The following is a 23,326-nucleotide window of genomic DNA, read 5'->3' as shown; positions in this document are numbered from 1 at the left end:
GATCATCGAGCGGGGCAGATATGTTCTGGCATCGTGCGCCAAGCGCGATCTGCCCTCAGTCTTCGGCCGCGAACAGGCCATCGTCTAGCAGGACGCCGCCGATCGTGCCATCAACGGGTCCGGCCACAGCGCCTTCGGGGTTGCCATCGTGGGCAAAGAAGTTGCCATCAAGCAAAAGCGTCACCGCCTGCGCACCACTGCTGTTTCCCAGACTGCCATCGAAGGTCAGGCTCATCTGGGGTTCTAGTGCCGTCGCGTCTTTGTTCAGGCTACCAGATGCCTGCAGACTACCCGTATAGGCTCCGCTGGCCTCGTTTTGCAGATTGCGCAACGATCCGGTGACGTCGCCACCGCCAAAGGCAACTGCAATCGTGACGTCGCCGACAACACCGTTTCCGCCCAGGTTGCCGTTGAATGCTCCAGCATAATTGACGGTGCCGGTCTGCAAGAAGCTGTTGCTACGCGTCTGTCCGGTTGCCGCGTTCCCATTTGCATCGACATATTGATCGATCAATGCCGCAGCAGCAGCGTCAGCTGTGCTGAAGTCCACCGGTTCGGTGTTGGCTCCGCCCCCACCTCCGCCGCCGCAGGCTGCAAGCAGGAACGGTGTCATGATCACGACTGCACGGCACGACATATGCTTGCCCATCATGCGATATCGCTTTCGGTGATCGTCAAGAAATCCATCGCATCAACTTTTGCCACATCAACACCACGTAAGATCATATGCGCCTCCCCGCTTGAGATCAGCGTATCCGTTTCGCGATGTGCCGCAATCGTCAAATCTGCAAACTGCAGGTTCAGAAGTGCGATTTGGTCAGTGCCGTCCTCAAAGTCGTAAACGATGTCAAAGCCACCATCGGCTGCAAAAACAAATTGGTCGGCCCCCGCGCCACCCAGAAGCCTGTCATGTCCCTGACCACCATAAAGCATGTCGCCACCAGCCAGTCCTGACAGCGTGTCGTGGCCGCCAGCGCCTTGCAGCGTGTCATCTGCGGCCGTTCCGGTCAGCCGGTCTGCGTCCGATGTGCCAAGACCGGGGTCGACGGGATCGGTCGGGTCGGTCGGATCAGTCGGGTCTGTCGGATCGGTTGGGTCTGTGGGGTCACCCCCGACGGGCGCGTTTCCAAGGTAGTTGATTTCTTCAACCCCCGAGACCGCAATGCTCTGTCCACCATTCTTCAGCGTGATCCGCCATCCGATGTCTTCAACAAGCGTCCAGTCCTGCGCATCCCCCCAAAGGTTCAGCGTATCCGTCCCTTCGCCTGCATTGAGATATCCAAGTGCCGTCTCGGTTGTGTTCGCAGTCCAGAAGAAATCGATGACATCGTCACCGCGACCTGTATCGATGCTTCCGGTGAACCCTGTGTTGCCACTGTAAGGGAAGCCTGCGCCGATGACGGAGTCGAGGTTATTCATGCGCACATAGTCATCACCATCCCAGGTCGAGATCCTGTCGCTAAACTCCATTTCACCACCGTCCGTGACGAAGAAGTCGAGGATGATGGTGTCTTTGCCGCTCCCCATGAAATAGCTGTTGTTGAAGTTGAAGATGGACGGCAGCGGAATTTGACTACTGGTCCCTCTCACGTTGAATGTAAGATGAAGCAGATCGTTCCCGTCGCCGAAGGCAAAGCTGTTGCCGACAAACCGGGCACCACCGGCAGAGGTTATATCGCCAATGATCTGGCTACTGTGTTGCCCTGCATTGAACTCATTACCAGATAAATAGGCATAGCCCGTCGCTTCAATTTCAAAGGAAATCAGGTTCTCACCGGCACCCATGTCCAGTTCAACATCACTCAGCGCGGATTCGATCCCTGAAAGCTTGAAGACCGCTTTGTCGTTACCATCCCCCATGTCGATCGAGAGATCGGTCCAAGGCAGTTCATACTGAGTGTAAAGAAAGTCCCTGCTGTAGAAGTAGGCAAAAGATTGTGCGTGAACGACGAGTGTGTCGTCTCCAGCCGTATGCGCCAAATAGTCAAGGTTCGCAGGGTCATTGATCAGTCCTGAGATTACGCCCAACTTCGAGGTGCTCGCCGGATCAATCCCGATGGCTGCGTAATCCGGCGCACCGCCTTCAGTCAGATAGTTTGGTTGTGGATCGTCAGCCCCATAGATCCTGATCATGTAAGCCAGTGTCTCTGACGGTGCGCCGTGTCTGTCGATTGCGCGAACTTCGATGGTTTCGGTGGTCCACTGGTCCTCTGACAACAGCTGATAATTCGCGCCTGGATCGACGAACAATGTGCTGCCGTCAAACCATGCTGACACTGTGTCAGGCTTGCTGACGACTTCCCATGAGAGGGTCGCGCTGTCGTCATCGCTGTCGGGATCATCCGCGAATGCCTCAAGCGCAAAGCCAACCTCGCCCGCATCCTCGACAACAAAAGTGGTCAGGTCCGCGTGTTCAGTTTTGATGACCTCAGGGGCGTCGTTCACGCCTGTTATGACGATGCTTGCGGGAATATCAGTGTAGCCTGCAGAGCTTGAGCCGTAGCGGTAGACAAAATTCAGCGTCTCAGTTTCGCCTTGGGCCAGGATCTGGTTTTGATAATCGCCGCGCTTGCGGGGATCATATTCGTAGGTTGCCGTAAACCCTTTGCCATAGCCTACATCGTATTGCTCAAGCGAGGTCCGAAGCAATTCGTTGATGTAGGGCGTGGAATATGTAAAGCCGAAAAATCCCGCATCATCAATGTCATAACCGCTGATCTCGAATGTAAACGGCGTATTGACGTCTGTCTCGAACACCAGCGCGTCGTAGTTGAAAACGGCGTCGTTCTGTCCGTCTAGGTTCCACGTAAAATCATCGAACTGAAGAACCTCGATGCTTTCGAGCGTATCCGTGCCGTCCGGCCCGGTGATCTGATAGCCCTTGTTCGTGGTCGTCCACGAATACTGTGTAAGCAATCCGCTAAAGCGCGCAGTGTCAGTGCCGCCACCGCCCTTGATGGTATCGTCCCCGGCCATGCCGAAAAACACATCATCTTCTGCGCCGCCAGTTAATCGGTCTGCGTCAGTTGTTCCGTCAAAAACAGCCATCTAAACCCACAAAATGAAAAGAACTTTATTCGAGATAATTTCAATTCGTGGCAAGATTTGGACGACAAAGCAACTTCGCGGCGGAGTAGACCTGCGCATCATTTTCCGACTGTTGCGTCCGAGCCCTTGGGACCGGTTGTCCGGTCGGACCTCCTATTCAGCTTCGGCCTGCGCGGCCGCGTCTGTTGTTTCAGAACTCGGAATCTCGGGGCATGATAGCAAAACACACCACAGGCTCTTGCTTGAGAACGCACCTTCTTGAGGGAAGTCCAGTGACGGCGGAAACGGAGCGCCGATACCTAACGCAAGGAGCGGTTTTTCAGGTGTGGCGGCTGCCAGAATGAAAACGGCAGCAATCATGGAAGCGGTAGAGGGTCTGAGGCGCGGCATGAGTCATTCCTTAATCTTTGGCTTTATGGGGTGACGTTAAGGAAGTCGCGGCGCGCCGGATTGAGCAAGATTGCCCAAATCTGTCGGGAATGATCCCCCAAAATGTCTGCGCCCTGGTGCGAATTCGCGTTGCCTGGGTCAAACCAGCCATTCCGGCGGCAGCGGCCAAAGCTTTGCTTTTAGGCAAGATTGCTCAAGCCAAGCTTCAACAAACATTCTTAGCATTCCTTGTCCTTGCAATACCGAAGCGAGGCACGATGACAGGGAAGTATGGGCGAAATCTACGTTGATCCAATGGACTGGCGATGCCCACGGCACCGCCGCAGCATTGATCACACTGCCCGATCTACATTTGGAGGAAAGACAATGTTTGCACGCATCACCCACTATAAGATGAAAGAAGACAGCATCGCAGCGGCGACAACCCTGCTTGAAGAACTGAAGCCACAGATCATGGCCATGCCCGGCGTGGTCCATTTTATCAACGCAATGGATGAAACCGGTGCAGGCTATGTCGTTTCAGTTGTAGACAGCAAAGAGACTTCAGATGCCAATAATGAGACCGTGCAAGCCATGTGGGGGCAGTTTGCTGGCTTTTTGGAGCAGCCGCCCACGCCAGAAGGCTTCGACGTAATTGCCGACTGGCATAACTGACAGACAAGCGCCGCGGGAGTGCTAATAAAACGTTGCTGGGCCGCTTGAATTCAAGCGGCTCCGCCGTCTTCGGCAAACATCGCGCCGACAGTCCGGAAAACTGACAGCGCCTCGGTCAGGTCGCGTGTGCTGGTCACGCCAACCTTTTCGTGCACGGCCTGAATCTGGTTGCGGATTGTCTTTTCTGAACGCCCCATCTCAACGGCGAGCTGCGAGGGCTTTCGTCCGCCGAGCAACCCACCACACACCTCGGCTTCGCGCTGGGTCAGCCCAAACGCATCCTGCAACAGGCGTGAACTGACATCGCCTTGCGGTTTCGCACCAATAAAAACCGCGAAAAGCTGCTGACCTTTGAAAAGCTTACGGTCAATTTCAGACGCGAAGGCAAGTGCAGGCCGGTAAGGACACACACAAACGGCGATGCTCGTGTCAGAAGCAAACGCCTGAAACGCGTGGGGGCCACCATCTTCCTGGGCCTGTGCTATTGCGTGGCTGAGCTTTGCCGTATCCTGTGTTTCGGGCAGTGCGATCCGGTTTGTTGCCGTGTCGAGCTGCACCAGTTCGCCGGTGTCGAGCAATCGCTGACCTATCGTATTTGCCATTTGGAATTGACCGTCGCGTGTCATGATCAGCATGGGGAGCGCAATGGCGTCGATGAAGGCCGAGTAAGTTTCTGCGGCATCTTTTGCCATGCTGAGCGCGCGCGCGAACGTGTTTGCACGGATCATATGCGGTGCGATCAGGCGGATGATATCTTCGACGCGCGCATTGTCCTTCGGTGTCTCGTCGAAGTCGTTTTCAACGACCATGACTGCAGCGCGACGACCGCCTGTGATGGAAAAGTGGGTGCCGGTCCAATGCCCCGCACCGATCGGTTTCATCGTTGCTTTGTAGCCTTCGAAGTTGCGGAACTCCTCTTCTGAAAAAATGCGCCGTGTGCTGTAAAGCGTTCCGATTTCAAGGGGTTGGCGATGAAACAGCGTATCATTGAGATCATCGGGCTGGGCGACATCTCCTTTCTCGACATCTTCCATCAGTTCGCTGATCTGCGCCCCGTGTTCGCCATCCGGCAACGTGGGTACATGGCTTGAGACCCACCTTGCATCTTCAAATGTTACAACCGCCGCGACATGACCGGGACATTGCGCAATGAGCGCGCCCACAAGGCTTGCCCATTGGTTCTTTTCCAAGCTGGCATCGTAGACGATGCCAATCAGATCGCTGGCCTCGGCCACAGACAAACTTCGCGTCATTGAATTTCCCCCTGTCCACACCCGAGGCTAGAGACTGGATGACCTAAGGTCAATTTATAGGGTGATTTGGGTAAAATTGCCCTAGGGGCAGCCTGACCCTGTCCTCATAAAACCTGAAAGTGAACAGGAGGGATTTCATGCTTGACCAGTTGCAGCAACCGGTGAAGTCCGGCGCGGATCAATTTGACGGCCAGAATTTTGATCTTGTGGTCATCGGTGCAGGGATTGCCGGGCTGAATGCGCTGAATGCGGCAACTGAATACCTGCCTAAAGGCGCGCGTGTTTTGCTGCTGGACCAAAAGGATGCAGCAGGTGGCATGTGGAACACCGCTTATGACTATGTGCGGCTGCATCAACCGCATCCGATGTTCACCGTCGGCAACATGGCATGGGACTGGCGCAAACCACGTGACTACCTTGCCGCAAGGGACGAGGTGCAATCGCATCTGGCAAGTTCGCTGAGCCCTGTCGGACAGAGCCTGCGTCTGCAGACCGCTTTTGGGCAAACCGTGTCGTCGCTGGCCGAGGTCAGAACAGACGAAGGGACCATGGCGAAGATTGTGTTTCATGCAAATGATGACCAAAGCGAAACGCAAAAAGTTCACGCAAAGCAAGCAATTCATGCCCCAGGATTGAACTATGGTCTGACGACACCGCTGCAGTTTTCGAGCGACAACCTTGTCTCCATCATTCCGCAAGACCTGCGTGCGACTTTGCAAGCGCATCCGCATGCGCCAGTTGTTGTGGTGGGCGGTGGCAAAACCGGGATGGACACGGTCCTGGCGACACTCGCCTTCAATCCCGCCCGCAGGGTTATCCTGTTTCAGGGGCGTGGCACAAACTTCCTCAACCGCACGAAGTATATTCCGACAGGGATCAAACGGTGGACATCAGGCGAACTCGTCTCACGCCTGTTTCGGGATATGGCGCTGAATTTCAACGGCGATAACGAAGACGAGGCGCTCGCCCATTTTCGCCGAAACTATTCAACCGATCCAGGTGCGAACAATGGTGTATTCCTTTATGGGCTCCAATCAGAGCAGGAACACACGAAGATCAAATCAGGAGTAGAGCAGGCCGTATCTGACTATCTTGAGGATGTGGTCGAGACGCCGGACGGTCAGCAGATGGTGCTGAGGTCCGGTCAGACGATGCCAATCGATGACGGTGCAATCTTTGTGAACTGCACCGGCAGTTTCTTTCGGGACGATACGCTTGCCGATTATCAACCCATTCTCAGCCCCGAAGGATGTATCCTCAGTATCAATGCGCGTTCCGCCTTTCATTTTCTAACCAGCGTTTCGGGTTTCTTTGCCACGCATCTGTGGTTCCGCAATGCGCTGAGAGGGCAGGGGTTCTATACACTCGATCAAGAGGGCCTCTTCCGTCAGAACAGGAATGCCTGGGTCGGTGCATCTGCGGCGCAGGCCTATATGAATCAGGTCATTGCGGTGCAGACGTTGCCGTTGATGTTGCTTGATCGGTGTGGTCTGGATCTCGACCGCTGGTACCCTTTTCCGCGCCGGATGCTTGGCCTGATGCGGATGAAATCAACCGCTGCGGCTGATATCGCGCATTGCCGCAGAACACTGGATCGCATCGCAGACCGCTTTGATGTCGAAGCCGCACCGTTGGCGTGAGCGCAGCCATGATTATGTCAGGCTGGTTTTCAAGTTACTTCACGCTCGGCTGGATGATGCTGAAAGGCATTGGCGGATTGCTAGTGCTTGGCTGCGTCATTGCCTTTGTCTTGATCGTGCGAAAGCGATTGTTGGCACGCCGCTCTGCTGGCGGTTAGGTTCGTTCGCCAAGCAGACAAACTGTGCGATCCTGCTTTAAGGATCGCACAATTCGGTAGTCAAGTTGACCGCGCGAAAGACGGCCAACTTCAGGATCAGAAGTGGTAGGACACCCGCAAGCTGGCAGTGTTGAGATCGATATCGACCTGGCTATCATCCATATTGTCGAAGCTGTGGATCAGGTATTCTGCACCGACCGAGAAGTTATCGGACACCATCAAATCCGCACCGACGCCAAAGAAAGGCGCGCTGTCTTTCAGCGCAATCTCGGTTGTGCCTTGTTCGATGGTCAGTTCGGCGTAGGCGAGCCCTGCTGTCCCATAGACAAGTGCCGGGCCGGTCGGCGATCACGTTATTGACTTTCCTTTCAGCCACGATCGCGCTGCATACCGTGTCGTTGGACGCGGCAAAGCAAGCGAGCAGATCACCTTGGTTTGTCCACAGGTCATGTGGCTTAACACCGGATTGGACGGGCGGCTCCCAACTCAGAAAGACTGTGATGGGGCAGCTAGAAGCCGTTCGCTGAAGTTGTAAGAGAAGAGTTGGATGCAAAGAAATCAGATTTTGGCTTCGGCCCAATTCCTGCATCAAATCGTCTTCTGCTCATTGTTAGAATTCTCTAAACGCAATCGCGTGATCCAGTTGCCAAGGACTAAAGCGACAAGTGTTCCAAGAGCGACGCTTTTGATATCTCCGATTTGTGCACATCCAGTTTCATGGTCCCGCGTTCCATGACGTAGATCTGATCCGCATTTCCGTAAGCAAAGTCTGCGTTTTGTTCGACCAGAAGGATTGCCATCTCGCCTTTGCCGCGCAGTTGTTGTAGCGCATCGCCGATCTGTTGGATAATATTGGGCTGGATGCCCTCGGTCGGCTCATCCAAAAGCAGCACCTTCGGGCGCGTGACTAACGCGCGCGCGATCGCCAATTGCTGTTGCTGCCCGCCTGAAAGATCCCCGCCACGCCTTGCCTGCATCTCTTGGAGAACCGGAAAGAGCGCGAAAATCTCGTCAGGGATCACATGCTCGGATTTGGGCAGACAGGCAAAGCCCGTCTCAAGATTTTCCAGCACGGTCATCAGGGGAAAAACCTCGCGCCCTTGCGGAACATAGGCGATGCCCGCGCGGGCCGCCGCGAACGCGCTTGGATGCGACAGGTGAGTGCCGTCAACTTCAAGCTTGCCTGCGCTATAAGGATGCCTGCCTGCAATAGCCTTAAGAAAGCTGGTTTTTCCGACACCATTGTTGCCCATTAAGGTGGTGATCTCGCCGCGCTTTGCGACCAAAGAAACATCAAAGAGGATCTGGCTTTGACCGTATTTCAGGCTGAGGTTGTCGACTTTAAGCATGCCCGCGCCCCAGATAGACGTCGATGACCTTTTGGTTGCGTGTCACATGATCAAGGCTGCCTTCGGCCAGCACTGATCCTTCATGCAAAACGGTTACTTTGCAGCCCAGTCGGCGGACAAATTCCATATCATGTTCGACGACCACAACGGCCCGTGTTTTGGCTGCTTCGCGCAGGATGTTGGTGGTCTTTTCGCGTTCTTCGACGCTCATGCCCGCAGCAGGCTCATCGACAAGCAGCAGCCGTGGCTCTTGGGCTAGCAGCATCCCGATTTCAAGCCACTGCTTTTGTCCGTGGCTCAGTTCGCCCGCGATCCGAGTCAGCTGCGCCGTCAGGCCGATCTGCTCGGCGATGGCTTCGATACGCGCGCCATTTGCCTTGGTGCGCTTGTGCCACAGCACAGCAAAGGGCCCACGCGGATTCTTCAGGGCCATGGCAAGGTTCTGGCGGACGGTTTGATCCTCGAAGACCGTGGGTTTCTGGAACTTCCGGCCGATCCCCTCCATCGCGATTTCACTTTCCGACATCCCCAAGAGCGAGATGTTCTTTTCCCCCCAAATGACCCTCCCTTCATCGGGTTTCGTCTTGCCGGTCACAACGTCCATAAATGTCGTTTTGCCCGCGCCGTTGGGCCCGATGATGGCGCGCAATTCGGCCTCGGCAAATTGGACTGAGAGGTTGTTGATCGCCCGAAACCCGTCAAAACTGACCGAGACGCCTGAAACTTCGAGGAGCGTTGTCATGATGGCTTCCTCACCAATTTATCGAACAGACCGCCAATGCCCTTGGGAAAGAAGAGCGTGACAGCAACAAAGCTCAGGCCCAGCAACACCAGCCACCAATCTGTCCATTTGATCGTGTAGAACCCCAGCGGGACATCGGGCGCACCACCGCCCGTAAACCAACTCGACAAAAGCGAGACGAAAGCTGCGCCAATCACAGCACCGTAAAGCCTGCCGCGTCCGCCGATCGCTACCCAGACCGCCAGATAGATCGAGGCAATCGGGGCGATCTCTCCGGGATTGATGATGCCCGCCTGCGGATAATAAAGCGCGCCTGCGATGCCCGAAACGACGGCTGTGATCGTAAAGATAAACAGCTTGTAGCTTTCCACGTGATACCCAAGAAAGCGCACGCGCGCCTCATTATCGCGGATACCCTTGATGACGCTGCCCATCTTGCCGGAAACGACCCAGGCAAAGAACACATACCCCAACCCAAGTGCGAGTGCGGATGCCCAAAAGAAGATGATCGAAATGGTGGCCTGCGATGTGTCCTCAAACCCCGGGATGTTCTGCAGACCCGAAAGGCCGTTGTTGCCGCGCAATCCACTGTCATTCTGGAACAAATAGAGAGCGAGGGCGAGTGTCATCGCCTGCGTGAGGATCGAAAGGTAAACGCCGGTCACGCGGCTGCGGAAGGCAAGCCATCCAAAGACAAGCGCCAGCGCGCCCGGGACAAGAACAACCATCAGCAGTTGCAAAGCCAGACTGTCAGCAAACGCCCAGATCAGCGGAAACTCCGAACTGCCGACGACACCAAAGATCTGCGTCCCAATAGCGTCCGAAACCTCTTGCGGCGTCGGTGGGAGGACTTGCCCCGCAAGGCTCTCAAGCACGATGATTTCCGTGCGCGCATACATCAGCCACATCCCGATGGCATAGCCGCCGATCCCGAAAAAGGCGAAGTGGCCAAGGCTCAGAATGCCGCAATACCCCCAGACCACATCCATGGCGACCGCGATTAGGCACAAGCAAAGCGTTTTGCCCAATGTCTTCACAAAGCTGGTCGAGATGAAGGCAATGCCGGTGACCTCTGACAGCAGTGTCACCACAAGGGTAAAGACTGACAGGCCTATCAGGAACCACAAGACAGAGGGGTTTTGAGAAAGGAATGATTTGCCCATGGTTCAGTCCGCCGACGACCGACCTTTGAGGGCAACGATGCCCTTGGGACGGAATTGAATGAAAAGGATGATAAACAGGATCATGTAAGTTTGGGCGGCCAGCGTGTTGGAGGGGTTCAGCCACTCGATCCCTTTTTGAAGACCACCGATCAGGCCGGCTCCGGCGAGTGTCCCAAAGACGCTGCCGACCCCGCCGACCACCACGGTCATGAAGGATTGCACAATGTAGGCTTGTCCCATCTCCGAGGTTACCTGTGCAAAGAGCCCAATCGCTACACCTGCGATCCCGGCGATGCCCGACCCAAGTCCGAAGGTCATCATATTGATGCGGTCGGGATTGATCCCCATCGAAGAGGCCATCCCTGGGTTTTGTGTCACCGCACGGACTTCGAGGCCTAGCCGTGTGCGGCGCAAGACGTAGACAATCAATGCCAGAAAGATCAGCGCCAGCACGAAAATCGCGATCCTGATGTAGCTGATTGCAATGACATCGTTGAAGACCAAAGCGCCATCCAACCAGCTCGGCGAGGTTAGAGGCCGCGCTTGGGTGCCAAAGATGTTTTTGGCAAGCTGCTGCAGCGCGATTGAAATGCCGAATGTGGCCAGCAGGGTCTCAAGCGGTCGATGATAGAGATGCCGGATGACAAGGCGTTCCATCGCCACCCCTGCACCAAAGGTCACCGCGAACGCCAGTGGCAAGGCAATGATGATCGACACCGTGTAGTCCGGCACAAACAGCTGGACGACATAGCCGGTATAGGCCCCCATCATAATAAATTCGCCATGGGCCATATTGATCACCCCCATCACACCAAAGGTGATTGCAAGGCCAATCGCTGCAAGAAAGTAGATTGACGCCAGCGACAGCGCATCAAGCCCCAAATCGGCGGCTTGACTGAGAGCCACCTTCGTCTCGATCGCATCGAGCGAGGCGCGCGCCGCATCGGTGATTGCTACGTCGGGTTCACTGTATGAGAGGTAAAAGACATGGGCGTTCAGGGCGGCGGCTTGGTCGTCCGGTGTGACAAGCGGCGGCACTGTCCCGGCTTCTGCCAAAACCTGATATGCTGCCGCGCGAGCCTCTTGTGTATCCATCGTCGCCACTGGCAGACCACCGACCGTGCCGTCGACGATATTGGCCTCTAGTGCGCGCCGTACGTCTGCTGCGCTGGTGACGGGCGGGGCAAGACTCGCCTTAACCAATTGTGCATAGGCCTCATCCGTCCCCAGATCGACGCCAGGTGTGAGGATCGCAGCGATGTTTGCGCCCTCCGGCAGTGTCACGGCGACGCCCGGCTCGGTTGCGAGTATCTTGCTCAGGACCGCGCGTGTATCAACTGAGAGATCGCTCCCTAGGTCGGCAATGGCTTGAATACGCGCATCGGCGGTTGGGGCGAAACTGGCTTGCAGCAGACCGATAAGGCGTTCTTTGGTGGCGCGCAGCGTGGGATCTGGCTCTCCCGCCACAGAAGCGGCAAGCGGCGCTAACTGGCTGGCGTCCATGCTCCGCGCGATTGCGTCCACTGCGGCCTGCCGTTTGGTAATATCCGGATCAGAAAGCTGGAACTGGACCAAAACATCACCAATGGCGCGGCGGACACCCCCATTGGGACGGGCCTCAGCCAAGGCGACCCCATCTGAAGCGCCTACGACCTCGCCAGTATCCAGATCAAAGAGATCACCGTCACGCTGACGAAAGAAAAGACCGTCATCCTCGCGCAGTACGATCTCACGGTCACGCCATGCCTCAAGGAAGGGCACCGCCTGTGGCAATTCGCTCGCGACCAGATCATCAAGCAGCACACCTACCGTCCGGCGACCGGGTTTGGCCACTTCTTCAGAATGGGTTTGCAGGATGGATTGCAGTGTTTGGGCTGTCGCCAAAGCAGGCATGGCGCAACATAAGGCGAGTGCCATCAGCAGTTTTCGGAGCATTATGCGAGGCCTGTTATTCAGGAAGTCAGGCGCGCGAGCCTACCGGCCCGCACGCCATTTTGTCTTAGTAGTTTGACGTCAGCTGAACGCAGGTCTCGGTTTCGGTATTGTACATACCGCAGCCAAGCTCTTGCCAGTCAGAGACCAGAACGGCCGACTCTGGCAGATAGTCTGTCCATGCATCTCCAGGCACTTCTTCGGTCTGGCTGATAATGTCGAACTGACCATCTGCTGTGATCTCGCCAATCAGTACCGGTTTGGCGAGGTGGTGGTTTGGCAGCATCACGGCCGTACCACCCGTTAAATTCGGAAACTCTTGGCCGTACATGGCCTCACGCACGGCATCGACATCGGTCGTGCCTGCGTCAGTCACAGCGTTCACCCACATGTTAAAGCCGATATAATGTGCTTCCATCGGGTCGTTGGTGACACGATCCTCGCCCATTTTGGCTTTCCAGGCGGCGACCCATTCGTCGTTCAGCTCTGACTCAGCGGATTGGAAATAATTCCAAGCTGCCAAGTGGCCGACAAGGTTGGTTGTGTCCAGCCCAGAGAGTTCCTCTTCTCCCACCGAAAACGCGACAACAGGAATATCATCGGCAGAGACACCGGCGGCCGCCAACTCTTTGTAGAAACCGATGTTTGCGTCACCGTTGATGGTTGAGATGACACCGACCTGCTTTCCGTCAGCGCCGAGAGCTACGACGTCGGCCACGATGGTTGCCCAGTCAGAATGGCCGAAGGGCGTATAGTTCACGAAGATATCTTCGGCGGCGATGCCATTATCCATCAGATAGGCTTCGAGGATGTTGTTGGTTGTCCGTGGGTAGACATAGTCCGTCCCAAGCAGCGCAAACTTTTCAACGCCCAGTTCCTCAAGAAAGTAATCAGTCGCCGGGATCGCCTGCTGGTTTGGAGCAGCGCCCGTATAGAACACATTGCGTGAGCTTTCTTCACCTTCATACTGGACAGGGTAGAACATCAGGCCGTTCAGCTCTTCCAGCACGGGCAGTGCCGATTTGCGCGACACAGACGTCCAGGAGCCAAAGATCACATCGACCTCTGAAACCGTCAGAAGTTCACGGGCTTTCTCAGCAAAAAGCGGCCAGTCGGATGCCGGATCGACGACGACAGCCTCGATTTCGCAACCAAGCAAACCGCCCGCTGCGTTCTGGTTTTCAATCAAAAGCTCCATTGTGTCTTTGAGCGTAGTTTCCGAAATCGCCATCGTGCCAGAAAGCGAGTGCAAGACACCAACTTTGATCGGGTCATCGCATGCAAATGCAGCAGTCGATGAGAGCAGCCCAGCGGTCAGCAAAGATGCAAGGGGGAGGATTTTAGCCATTATTCAGGTCCCAAGTTGTGCCATGGGCCAAGAGGGCAGTTTCAAAAGATGCTTCGTAGCACTTTGAAAACGGTCACAGTCGTCATATCTGAGACCCACAGCAGTGATGTTGTCGTCTCGCGGGGATACTATCTGCCAGGATGGGCCCTGCGGGACGTTTCAGCGCCCGGATACGGGCACTCGCACGAAGACACAGCAGATGCTGCAATGCCAATAAGTGTGCTGTTGTTCGCGCGTATTGACGGATTTGCGCTCAATTATCCTACGCCTTTTCTGCAGTTGCACAAAAAGTGATCGCCTGAACAAAACGAGACATGTCAATAAGGTAGTCAAATATTGCCGCACTGCAGCAAATGCGACTCGGCTTGCGGCGTATTTCGCAAGATCAGGAACGTCGATCCGAAATACCATTCAATTCGCGCCTAGACAGCGGATCTCGACCAAATTGACGTTTCACACCAATGATCAATGCGCGCAGTGCGATACCAGTTGATCTGTGCCAGTCATCCCCGATCCCAACTATTCGGTGTATCGAGACAGTCTTGCGGTTTGGCCCTACTTCGGCATGCCTGCGCTTGCCAGTCTGGACCGAAATTCGTTCATCGCAGCTTTGTTTTGCAAAGGCATTCTCTCCAACAACCCGGCGCTGACCTCGGGGAGTGACTTTTGGCAGACACGTCTTGCGCCCTGCGCTTTCGGCATGTCTTCCATGGCTGCGTATGACGCTATTTTCAGGAAATGCGCGAGATACCATTCATCATTGCGATGGAGCGCTTTGTCTGACCACTCGATAGCCTGATCGAAACGGTTTGCCACGTAATGCGCCATAGCCACGCCGGAAAAACGAAAAAATATGCTGGGGTCCAGTGGATTGGATCTGATCGCAATCTCTTGGTCTTCGATGGCTGCATCCGATTGCCCCAAGATGGCGAGCAGCGTGCCTCGACTGCCATAGGCGAGCGAACAGTTTGGATTGAGCGCGACGGCCCGATCAAGCGCAGCAAGAGACTCGTCAAATCGTTCGAGCCCCCAGCAACTAATCCCTAAGGCCCAATGGGCATACTCATTGCGGGCGTCCAGCGTGACAGCGCGCCGGGCCAAAGCATAAGCGGCCTCGACCGACGGACGCGGATCAGGCGCAAACCCGAGCAAGGCAATATGATGATTGATCAAGGATAGCATCATATTCGCCTCGGCACTTTCAGGATCCAGGGCCAAGGCGCGCTCAAGCAGCGCTTTGGCATGGGCGTAAGCCTCGGGAGAAAACTCATATAGCAGCCGCCAAGAACGCATCGTGAGTTCCCAAACGGTCAGTTCAGGACGCGCCGTGCGTTCCACGGGTTCTGAGATTGTGTTGAGCTGAACAACGGTTTGGATGGATGCGACGACCTTGCGTGTGATCTCATCCTGCAAATCAAAGACATCCTCGATCCGTCCATCATAGCGTTCTGACCAGAGATGGCCTCCAGTTGCGCCATCGATTAACTGAGCCGAGACACGTACGCGGTTTGCTGCACGTTGCACGCTGCCTTCCAGAACAAATCGGACGCCAAGTTGATTTGCGACCTTTCTGAGGTCGACGTTTGTGCCGCGATAGGTGAACGTGGTGTTGCGCGCGATTACGAAGAGCCACGGCGAGCGGGAGAGTGCGGTGATGATGTCATCGGCAATGCCATCTGACAAATAATCCTGATCGGGATCTCGCGACATATTCTCAAAAGCAAGAACAGCGATTGAGGGCCGTTCAGGCAATCGCGGGACTGGGATGGCTACATGTGTAGCCGGTTGCCCGTTGTCGATCTTGTCACGCATCACGTCACGTAGTTCTAGCTTCGACGAGACCTCAAGTTTGCGGTAGATCGCGGCCAAATGGGTACGCACCGTGGACGGTGCAAGGCAAAGTTCATCAGCAATTTGCTGGTAGTTCTGACCTGCCGCATAATGCCTGGCAATTTGCGCCTCGCGACCTGTTAGGACATCGGTCACGGTCTCGCCCCACCGAGCAGACGCGCATTTTCAAGTGCGATGACACTTTGCGCGGCGAAGATTTGGGCCAACCGCAGCGCGTCATCAGAGAATGGACGTACTGACTGGCGATAGATGGTGAATGCGCCAACCAGGCGGTCTGCGGCAAGCATGGGGATCGCCACAAATGACCGTGCACCTCCCAGATCAGCAGTGGCGAACCGTAGCGGATCATCGGATCGGTAAATCGCTTCGGATTTCACGTCGATGATATGTATGACCTCGCGCTGCGCGGTCATGCGACCGAGGCCCGTCTGACTGCCCACGGCGAAGGTTCCGCTGTCGTCCAGCCAGATTTGAAAAGCCTCTGGGATGCCAAGAGTAAAGCTGGCGCAAAATTGCCTCTTGTCGCGGTACTCAAAAAGGATGCCGAACTCCGCATCGCAAAGGTCCAACGTATAGCGCAAGATCGCGGGCATCACCAAATTCAGATCGCCATGTGAAGCACCGATGATACGCAGGACCTCGGTAAGCGCTTTCTCCCGGCTGAGTGCTTCTTCCAGGCTGAGTGCGAGTTCAGAGATAATGGCCGCATTATCCACAGTGTCGCGTGGCATTGGACTGGTTCCAGCCAGTCGGCTGGCCAACTCAACTTTGGATGAGACTTCAAGCTTTCGGTAGATCGTCGCCAAGTGCGTCCGCACGGTAGAAGGTGCAATATGCAGGTTAGCTGCGATTTCCTGGTAGCTACAGCCGGCAGCATAGCTCTCTGCGATCTGGTTTTCCCTTCGGCTCAGGTCATTGCTGTCTTGCATGATGTGATGTCCGCCTCCTATCCACCTCCGAGCTAAGCAAAATGCGTCAGGCCGAACAATCCTGCAGATGCAGTAGTTAAATACTGCAGCACCCAAGCCAGATTTACAGCATCTGCCGGATAGGGCGTTTGGTTCCGGCCGGATAGCTTCCAAGCAATTGATGACAGCTATGGGAAATCGTCATGCAACACTCTGAAACCGCCAAAGCTTTCTTCGAAGCCTGTGAGACAGGGCGGGGCTGGGACACCTGCAAGGCTTGGTGCAATGCGGATGCGACATTTGCCTGCCAGGCGGATGCCCTTGCTGAGACCAAGACACTCGCCGCCTATTGCGATTGGATGAAGGGTCTCCTGACACCGGTGCCAGATGGGCGATACGAATTGACTGCCTTTGCATGGGACGAAGTGCGCCAGACTGCTGTGGCAGCAGCCAAATTTCACGGGACGCAAACGGGTGAAGGAGGACCTGTGGCGCCAACTGGCAAGGCTGTGGCCTCTGACTACGCATACGTGATGCACTTTGAAGGCGACAGGATCGCCCACATGACGAAAATCTGGAATGACGTCCTCGCGCTCCGCAGTTTGGGCTGGTCGTGATGCGCTGGAAAATTCTCGCACTTTTGTTCTTTGCCCGGACCGGGTTAGGGTTTCAGTTTCAAACCGTGTCTTCGGTAGGCGACGGATTGGTGGTCGCCTTTGGGCTCGACTATGCGGGGGTGGGGCTATTGGTAGGCCTCTTTATGGCGCCAGGTCTCTTACTTGCCCTCCCGGCGGGCTACCTGGGGCGTCTTATTGCCGACCGTGACATGGTGGTTTTGGGCTTGGTTGCCCTTGCGATTGGAGGGCTGATTTCGTCTATGGCCGAAAGCAGCAGCGGCATCGGTATTGGCCGCGTGATCGCTGGCGCAGGGTTTCTGTTCACGACCCTTTATTTCACCAAGATGGTTGCTGACTGGTTTGAGGGCCGGGAGATTGCCACGGCGATGAGCATCCTGGTCATGTCTTGGCCCTTCGGAATTGCCATGGGGCAAATTGGCCATGTTTGGTTGGAGCACGCCTTTGACTGGCGCGCGCCCTTCCAGGTGGCTTCCGTTTATTGCCTGCTGGCGGCTGCGGCTATGTTTGCTTTGTACCGCGCGCCGCAGGATCAGAGTGCAATCGGCTTCAAGACTGCGTCCCGACTGACCACACAGGAATGGCGACTGGTGATCTGCGCGGCTGGGGCCTGGGGCGTATTTAATGCGGGCTATGTCATCTACCTGACCTTCGGGCCAAAGGTGCTTGAAACATCCGGCACCTCCGCTGTGACGGCAGCGGGGATCATCAGTATCGGTAGTTGGTTGATGATCGTTTCCGGGGCGCTTTGTGGCCAGATCGTCGATCGCTTTGGCCGCCGGGATCTGGCCTTAGCAATTTGCATGTCAGGCGCTGTGGTCGCACTTTGGATGCTGAATCTGCCTAACGCAGGTGTCGCCGCCAGTCTGCTCTTTGGTCTGGTGGGCATGGCCCCGGCTGGCGTGATTATCTCCCTTGCAGGATTGGCGCTTAGACCGGAGACCCGCGCCTTTGGAATGGGTGTGTTTTTCACGGTCTACTACGCAATAATGTTGGCCACGCCTCCAGTCGCTGGCGCGATACTCGATGCAACGGGCCAACCCAAGGGACCGATCCTGTTGGCTATGGTTCTTTTCGCAAGTGTTGTGCCTCTGGCGCTCACATTCACCCTTTTGAAGACGCGTGCCAAAGATGTGCACCACACGGAGCAAACTGCATGATTGTTCGCAAGACCGTTTTCACCAAAGAAGTCATCACCTCGGATGAGTTCGGCAAATCCTGTCAACCGATAACCCGGGTTGCGGCTATGTCAGTGGTGCGAAACCCTTTCGCCGGACAGGATCAGGAGGATCTCTCTGAACTGTTCGAGTTGGCGACAGAGCTTGGCCCAAGAATGATGTCCGAACTGGTCGAGATGTTGTCAGGTCCAGCCGTGAGCTATGGAAAGGCAGCGCTGGTCGGCGCAGCTGGTGCGATGGAGCATGGCGCAGCGGTACTGCACCCCAAACTGGGCGCACCTGTGCGGGCGGCAATTGGGGGTGGTCAAGCTTTAATGCCCTCTAATCACAAGGTTGGGGTTATGGGCGACCGGATCGACCTGCCGCTCGGGCATAAAGACGCCCCATGGGCGTTCGACTTTATAGACACGATGACGCTGAGCATCGCGGACGCGCCTCGCGCAGATGAATTGGTTTTCGGCGTCGCGCTATCCGATGGCACCCGCGTGCACCCGAGAGTAGGCGCAGGGCCAAAGGGCAAATGATAAACAACCATGCCCGTTGCCATTGCTGCATGGCTCAATAGCGAAAATCCAATCCGCAAAGTGGGTCAAAGGCTGCGGACACCCAGTGCTACAGATATGTTTTTGGCAACCACGGCGCATCGGAGTAGGCAATGTGTCACGTCCACATATTTCAATGTCGCCCCTCGCCCTCCAATGGGTCGCGGCATGTGGGGGCTGCGATCTGCCGCACACTGGCTTGGATTGGTTTTCAGACAGCCCGAAGAACCTCTGACGACCATCTTCATCTGGCCGTTGCGTTGATCGCAGGACGTTCCAGCCAATCATCGGCCATTGGCAATTGCCGGACTGACGCAGATCACATCGCCCTAAGGACCAAGCTGACTTGGCGGTGCCGCGATTCAGGGTTTCGCATAGGTCCTGATACCAGCGACAACGGCATCGCCTGCGATCGAGACGCTCATCCGCCCATCTGTGCCTCGCCGGTCTACTGTCACATGGACAACGCCGGGCCTTCCCATCGCGATGCCCTGATGGCCGGGGTAGGTCAGCTTGCCGAGGGTTTCGACAAGACCATGGTGGACGAGATACGCCCCAAGAGGGCCGTTTGCGTTCCCGGTCACGGGATCCTCATCAATGCCGATGGCAGGTGCGAACATCCGCCCGTAGGTCAACGGTTTGCGCGCGCTCCCTTCCAATACGAAAGGGAAGAATCCGTTGCACCCGATCTGCGCGCTGACCGCGCTCAGCCGTGGCATGTCCGGCTGCAAGGCATCAAGAACCGCACGCCGCCTCACGGGCACCAAAACCTTCGAATGCCCGGTCGAGACGATCTGGATCGGCGAGCTACCGATCTCATCCGGCGCAATCCTGAGTGCCTCCGTCAGCGCAGCGCAAACCGCTGGTTCAAGCGGGTCCTCAAAATGCGGTGTCCCCTGCATCATCGAGACGCGGATGCGTCCGTCGGCCTGTTCCAGCCCGACCGACAGGTCGCCTGCGCCAGTCCTTGCAATCAACGGGTAATCTGCCGCATGGCCCAAAGATGCCCTCAAAAAGTGGGCCGCAACTGTTGCGTGCCCGCAGATCGGTACCTCGGCGGTCGGCGTGAAATATCGCACGCGTAGGCGATGAGTTGCGTCTTCGGGTGCGAGCACGAAGGCTGTCTCTGAATAGCCCGCGAAGGCAGCGACAGCCTGCATAGCGCCTCTGTCCAGACCTCCAGCATCAAGGACGACGCCAGCACGGTTTCCATGCCCCGGCGTGGTGGTGAAGGCGTCCACGACGTGGACGTCCACCTTTGACCGCAGTGCCGGTCTCATGCGCCAATCCAAGCTTGGAACAGGAGCCCAGCGGTCAGCGAGCCGGTCAGCGCCAATCCGACATAAAGGGCAAAGACTTGCGGGCGTGCCAGCGCCCAGACCGCGATAGCTGCAGGCAGCGACGTCACTCCGCCGGCCACCAGAAAGGCCAGCCCGGCGCCCGGCGCCATGCCTTGCTCGATCAGGCCGGACACGAGTGGCAGCGCCGCATAGCCGTTGAGATAGGCCGGCACACCCACAAGGGTGGCCACCAGTACGGATCCGATCCCCTCGCCGCCAACTGCGGAGGCAACCCAATCGGCAGGAACATAGGCGACCATCAGGCTTTCGAGGACGAAGGCGAGCGTAAGCCACTTCGCAAGGAACAGCGTGGTCGTCAGACCCTCTCGGGCGAACTTCACGCGCCGGGCGTCGTCTTGCCAGAAGGCCCAGACTGGCGGCTTGGGGTCGCGGATCGAGGACGCGCCGCAGCCTCCGTTCCCGACACCCTCTCTCAAGGGGGTGGATAGGGCTCCCGCTCGGGTCAGGATCAGCGTGATATAACCTCCAAACAGGCCGAGACCGATTGCCGCCAGCGTCTTGGCTGTGGCGAACTCGAAACCAAGAACCCCAACGGTCAAAGCATACATAGACGGGTCGATGACAGGTGACGCAAGCCAGAAGGCCATCACCGCCGAGAGCGGCACGCCCATAGCGAGGAGCGCGGCGATCAGCGGAATGACCCCGCAAGAACAGAAAGGTGACAGGCCCCCTAGAGCCGCCGCCAGCGCGATCATGAGAACAGGAGCTCCCGTAAAGGCACGCGCGATAAGCCCGTCAGCCCCTGTGGCTCCTGCATAGGCGGCGAGGCCGATGGACAGCAACAGGTAGGGCGCGGTTTCCAAGAGGGCGCGTGCCGTAAAGGCCAAGCTCTCACGACCTTGTGCAGGATCGAACAGCGCTGTCACGAAAAGGATCATCATGATTGCAATCCAGATCCGCCCGCTCTGCCATACATGGCTGAGTGCCGCGCGGCCGCGATCGGTGAGGTGTAGAGAGGCATCTGTCATATAAATAGTCCTAGTTTTATAGGTATATTGGGTCGAAAAAAACGCGAACAGTCATTACGCCGCGTCTTCCCGAAGGCTGACGCCATTGCAGCATTCCTCAGTCAAGAAGCGTAACGTCCGGTTCATCACCGCAAAGTCGATTCTGTTGATCACCTGCCGGCCCTGTTTTTCCTGAACGATGAGACCTGCGGAAACGAGCTGACGAAGGTGATGCGCGAGCGTCGAGAGCGGCAGGCCGGTATGGTTCGCTATGTCGCCGATAATCAATCCGTTTTCACCCGCGCGCACGAGGAGGCGGTAGACGTCAAGTCGCGCTTCATGGCCGAGTGCGGCGAGAGCGCGGGCGGTGGCGGCTGTCTGGTTCATAGCCCACTACATAACCAACATTATAGTTATAATCAACCGAAATCTCACGGGCGACTACGCCACCGAAGGGTAACCCATCAGAAAACCCGACTGAAACAGCATTATTGATCAACTCGACTTGCCGTCGAGCATGGGCTCGAAGCCAACCTTGGAGGGGTAGGGGCGCGCAGGTCGGTGGAAGCAACCATTTGTGTAATAACCAGCAGTCGGTTGTTTGGACGTGGCCCCGAGTTCGGTACACGATTTGCACTGCGGATGTGCTGCGATTGGTCTGGCGACGACCAAGACCCCATCTTGAACAATGCAGCACAGAGCAGGAATGATAGTTTCCGACTTTTTGCATATCGTCGGCAGGTCAGTGGCTGAAGCACCGAACACTCCCTGGCAACGCTTATGCACAACAAAGAAACCTCTGCTTGGGCTGCTCAAGAAGTTCCACGTTTCTTGCGGCTATCGGCTCGATGCGCACACCGATCAGCGCCTTTTGCCGCGCGATCTCGGCTACGCGGCAGTGGGCGGAGCAATTTGCGCTTTCAACGCTGCTCCAAAGCGGGCATGCGACGGCTGAGCGTGCGAGAGCTGTTCCGGTGGTTGAGGCCGCCGCTGCGAGCCCGTCTTGTCGGGTAATAGCAAGCTTTGGACGCAGATCATTTAAAATGAAATTAGTGTCACTCATGAAATGACCGTTTCAGATTGTTGCATGGATGTAGCCACCGCACGTGGGCTATCCTCTGTGGCGAACCTATGAGGAGGCCCACCATGCAATTTCTGGACCGGACGATCGAACCGCTCGGCATGGGGTGCTGGCCCATCGGTGGACCCATGTTCGCGGGCGAGGAGCCCGTCGGCTATGCCGGTGCGGACGATAGAGAATCGATCCGTTCGATCCATGCCGCGCTAGACTGTGGCATCACGCTCTTCGACACCGCTGCCGCCTACGGGGCGGGCCATGCTGAACGCCTGCTTGGGAAAGCGCTTAAGGACCGGCCCGAGGCAATCATCGTCACCAAGATCGGCATCGCCATCGACGAGGAGAGCAAGCAACTTACCGGTGACGACATTGATCCGGCGAACGTCCTTCTCGCGATCGACCGCTGCCTTGCGCGGCTGGACCGGGACCGGATCGACGCCGTATTGTTGCACCAGAACGGCCTATCTGTTGACGAGGCTGCACCCATCTTCGACCAGATGGAGCGTGCCCGCGACGCTGGTAAAATCCGCACATATGGCTGGAGCACGGACTTTTCGCAGTCTGTAGCCGCGGCCGCGCCGCGCGCGGGCTTTGCGATCGTCGAGCACGCCATGAACGTGTTCCTCGACGTTCCGCGGGTGCAGCGTGCTGCGTCTGACGCAGGATTGATCGCCCTGATCCGGTCACCCCTCGCCATGGGTCTCTTGGGCGGGAGATACGACGCGTCGAGCGTTATGCCCTCGACCGATATTCGCAGCACAGGCAAGGCGAAGACGCCCTACTTTACGGACGCAAAACCTGGAGCGGACTATCTGCGCATGCTCGATACGGTTCGCGAACTTCTTATGGTGGACGGCCGCACCCTTGCGCAGGGGGCAATATGCTGGCTCTGGGCGCGTGGGGCGATGAACCTGCCAATTCCGGGCGCAAGGACGGTCGAGCAGATTGAGGAGCTCGCGGGAGCTCTGCGGTTTGGTCCTTTGTCAAACGCCACGATGGCAGAGGTCGAGGCCGTCATGGAGCGTGAAGACATGCCGGAAGATCAGGCACGGTAGGCGCGCCAGCTCGCTGGTGGAACTTGCCCAAAGGATATGATCGAACCGGACCCGCTCCAAAGCGGACTGACAGTTCGGAATGTCATTGGGCGGC

At 56.7% G+C, this 23,326-nt stretch carries 21 protein-coding genes and 1 pseudogene; 7 read left to right on the top strand and 15 right to left on the bottom strand.

What is annotated here, in order from left to right; translation table 11 throughout:
• Positions 1 to 55: 55 nt before the first annotated feature.
• The 3 genes from BM316_RS09945 to BM316_RS09935 all read right to left on the bottom strand — a co-directional run bounded on the left by BM316_RS09945 (position 56) and on the right by BM316_RS09935 (position 3,438).
• Complete coding sequence (locus tag BM316_RS09945; RefSeq protein WP_131802566.1) at positions 56 to 652, bottom strand: hypothetical protein; 597 nt, start codon at positions 650 to 652, stop codon at positions 56 to 58.
• Complete coding sequence (locus tag BM316_RS09940; RefSeq protein WP_090207136.1) at positions 649 to 3,048, bottom strand: calcium-binding protein; 2,400 nt, start codon at positions 3,046 to 3,048, stop codon at positions 649 to 651. The genes BM316_RS09945 and BM316_RS09940 overlap by 4 nt, the downstream gene beginning before the upstream one ends.
• Positions 3,049 to 3,201: 153 nt before the next feature.
• The gene (locus BM316_RS09935; protein ID WP_131802564.1) at positions 3,202 to 3,438 is read right to left on the bottom strand and encodes a hypothetical protein; all 237 of its coding nucleotides are present in this window, start codon (positions 3,436 to 3,438) and stop codon (positions 3,202 to 3,204) included.
• A 366-nt stretch (positions 3,439 to 3,804) separates the two neighbouring features.
• Between BM316_RS09935 and BM316_RS09925 the strand changes: the two genes are divergently transcribed.
• A complete protein-coding gene (locus tag BM316_RS09925) occupies positions 3,805 to 4,092 on the top strand; it encodes a hypothetical protein (protein ID WP_090207128.1) in 288 nt (95 codons plus the stop codon).
• Positions 4,093 to 4,142: 50 nt separating this feature from the next.
• Here the strand turns inward: BM316_RS09925 and BM316_RS09920 are convergent, their stop codons facing one another.
• Positions 4,143 to 5,345: a helix-turn-helix transcriptional regulator gene (locus BM316_RS09920; protein WP_090207125.1), complete on the bottom strand. Its 1,203-nt coding sequence runs from the start codon at positions 5,343 to 5,345 to the stop codon at positions 4,143 to 4,145.
• Between the two features lie 137 nt (positions 5,346 to 5,482).
• Between BM316_RS09920 and BM316_RS09915 the strand changes: the two genes are divergently transcribed.
• Both BM316_RS09915 and BM316_RS16710 read left to right on the top strand, forming a co-directional pair.
• Positions 5,483 to 6,985: an FAD-dependent oxidoreductase gene (locus BM316_RS09915; RefSeq protein ID WP_090207122.1), complete on the top strand. Its 1,503-nt coding sequence runs from the start codon at positions 5,483 to 5,485 to the stop codon at positions 6,983 to 6,985.
• Positions 6,982 to 7,143, top strand: coding sequence for a hypothetical protein (locus BM316_RS16710; RefSeq protein WP_165606567.1), 162 nt, complete (start codon positions 6,982 to 6,984; stop codon positions 7,141 to 7,143). Before BM316_RS09915 ends, BM316_RS16710 begins: the two co-directional genes overlap by 4 nt.
• Before the next feature lie 96 nt (positions 7,144 to 7,239).
• Here BM316_RS16710 and BM316_RS09910 read toward each other — a convergent pair.
• The 8 genes and pseudogenes from BM316_RS09910 to BM316_RS09870 all read right to left on the bottom strand — a co-directional run.
• Positions 7,240 to 7,467 (bottom strand): annotated as a pseudogene (locus BM316_RS09910) (outer membrane protein); the annotation flags it as partial.
• Positions 7,468 to 7,796: 329 nt separating this feature from the next.
• Positions 7,797 to 8,492 (bottom strand): urea ABC transporter ATP-binding subunit UrtE, encoded by a 696-nt coding sequence (gene urtE / locus BM316_RS09905; RefSeq protein WP_090207117.1) that lies wholly within the window; start codon positions 8,490 to 8,492, stop codon positions 7,797 to 7,799.
• Entirely contained in the window at positions 8,485 to 9,234 is a 750-nt protein-coding gene (gene urtD, locus BM316_RS09900) for an urea ABC transporter ATP-binding protein UrtD (protein ID WP_090207114.1), read from the bottom strand. Before urtD ends, urtE begins: the two co-directional genes overlap by 8 nt.
• Positions 9,231 to 10,397: an urea ABC transporter permease subunit UrtC gene (gene urtC / locus BM316_RS09895; protein ID WP_090207111.1), complete on the bottom strand. Its 1,167-nt coding sequence runs from the start codon at positions 10,395 to 10,397 to the stop codon at positions 9,231 to 9,233. The genes urtD and urtC overlap by 4 nt, the downstream gene beginning before the upstream one ends.
• Before the next feature lie 3 nt (positions 10,398 to 10,400).
• Positions 10,401 to 12,332 carry an urea ABC transporter permease subunit UrtB gene (urtB, locus tag BM316_RS09890; protein WP_090207110.1) on the bottom strand — a complete coding sequence of 644 codons (1,932 nt, stop codon included), beginning with the start codon at positions 12,330 to 12,332 and terminating at the stop codon, positions 10,401 to 10,403.
• A 64-nt stretch (positions 12,333 to 12,396) separates the two neighbouring features.
• A complete protein-coding gene (gene urtA / locus BM316_RS09885; protein WP_090207107.1) occupies positions 12,397 to 13,677 on the bottom strand; it encodes an urea ABC transporter substrate-binding protein in 1,281 nt (426 codons plus the stop codon).
• Between the two features lie 555 nt (positions 13,678 to 14,232).
• Complete coding sequence (locus tag BM316_RS09875) at positions 14,233 to 15,663, bottom strand: LuxR C-terminal-related transcriptional regulator (RefSeq protein WP_090207103.1); 1,431 nt, start codon at positions 15,661 to 15,663, stop codon at positions 14,233 to 14,235.
• Positions 15,660 to 16,457, bottom strand: coding sequence for a LuxR C-terminal-related transcriptional regulator (locus tag BM316_RS09870; RefSeq protein WP_090207101.1), 798 nt, complete (start codon positions 16,455 to 16,457; stop codon positions 15,660 to 15,662). Before BM316_RS09870 ends, BM316_RS09875 begins: the two co-directional genes overlap by 4 nt.
• 182 nt (positions 16,458 to 16,639) lie before the next feature.
• On the opposite strand from BM316_RS09870, the gene BM316_RS09865 reads away from it, so the two are divergent.
• From BM316_RS09865 to BM316_RS09855, 3 genes are read left to right on the top strand one after another with little or no spacing between them, the layout of a single operon-like run.
• Positions 16,640 to 17,053 (top strand): ester cyclase, encoded by a 414-nt coding sequence (locus tag BM316_RS09865; protein WP_207493647.1) that lies wholly within the window; start codon positions 16,640 to 16,642, stop codon positions 17,051 to 17,053.
• A complete protein-coding gene (locus BM316_RS09860) occupies positions 17,053 to 18,231 on the top strand; it encodes an MFS transporter (RefSeq protein ID WP_090207095.1) in 1,179 nt (392 codons plus the stop codon). The genes BM316_RS09865 and BM316_RS09860 overlap by 1 nt, the downstream gene beginning before the upstream one ends.
• Positions 18,228 to 18,773: an amino acid synthesis family protein gene (locus tag BM316_RS09855; RefSeq protein WP_090207093.1), complete on the top strand. Its 546-nt coding sequence runs from the start codon at positions 18,228 to 18,230 to the stop codon at positions 18,771 to 18,773. Before BM316_RS09860 ends, BM316_RS09855 begins: the two co-directional genes overlap by 4 nt.
• 380 nt (positions 18,774 to 19,153) lie before the next feature.
• Here the strand turns inward: BM316_RS09855 and BM316_RS09850 are convergent, their stop codons facing one another.
• Genes BM316_RS09850 through BM316_RS09840 form a run of 3 tightly spaced genes read right to left on the bottom strand, consistent with a single transcriptional unit; the run spans position 19,154 to position 21,486 of the window.
• Positions 19,154 to 20,071 (bottom strand): PhzF family phenazine biosynthesis isomerase, encoded by a 918-nt coding sequence (locus BM316_RS09850; protein WP_090207089.1) that lies wholly within the window; start codon positions 20,069 to 20,071, stop codon positions 19,154 to 19,156.
• The gene (locus BM316_RS09845) at positions 20,068 to 21,120 is read right to left on the bottom strand and encodes a permease (RefSeq protein ID WP_207493645.1); all 1,053 of its coding nucleotides are present in this window, start codon (positions 21,118 to 21,120) and stop codon (positions 20,068 to 20,070) included. The genes BM316_RS09850 and BM316_RS09845 overlap by 4 nt, the downstream gene beginning before the upstream one ends.
• Positions 21,121 to 21,174: 54 nt before the next feature.
• Positions 21,175 to 21,486, bottom strand: a complete 312-nt coding sequence (locus BM316_RS09840) for an ArsR/SmtB family transcription factor (protein ID WP_090207084.1) — start codon at positions 21,484 to 21,486, stop codon at positions 21,175 to 21,177.
• Between the two features lie 759 nt (positions 21,487 to 22,245).
• On the opposite strand from BM316_RS09840, the gene BM316_RS09830 reads away from it, so the two are divergent.
• On the top strand, positions 22,246 to 23,232 hold the full coding sequence (locus BM316_RS09830; protein WP_207493644.1) for an aldo/keto reductase: 987 nt from the start codon (positions 22,246 to 22,248) through the stop codon (positions 23,230 to 23,232).
• Positions 23,233 to 23,326: the final 94 nt, after the last annotated feature.

This window comes from Yoonia litorea (assembly GCF_900114675.1).
GTDB lineage: Bacteria > Pseudomonadota > Alphaproteobacteria > Rhodobacterales > Rhodobacteraceae > Yoonia > Yoonia litorea.
Note: the sequence above shows the minus strand (reverse complement) of the source record. Positions and strands in the feature narration are given on the sequence as shown.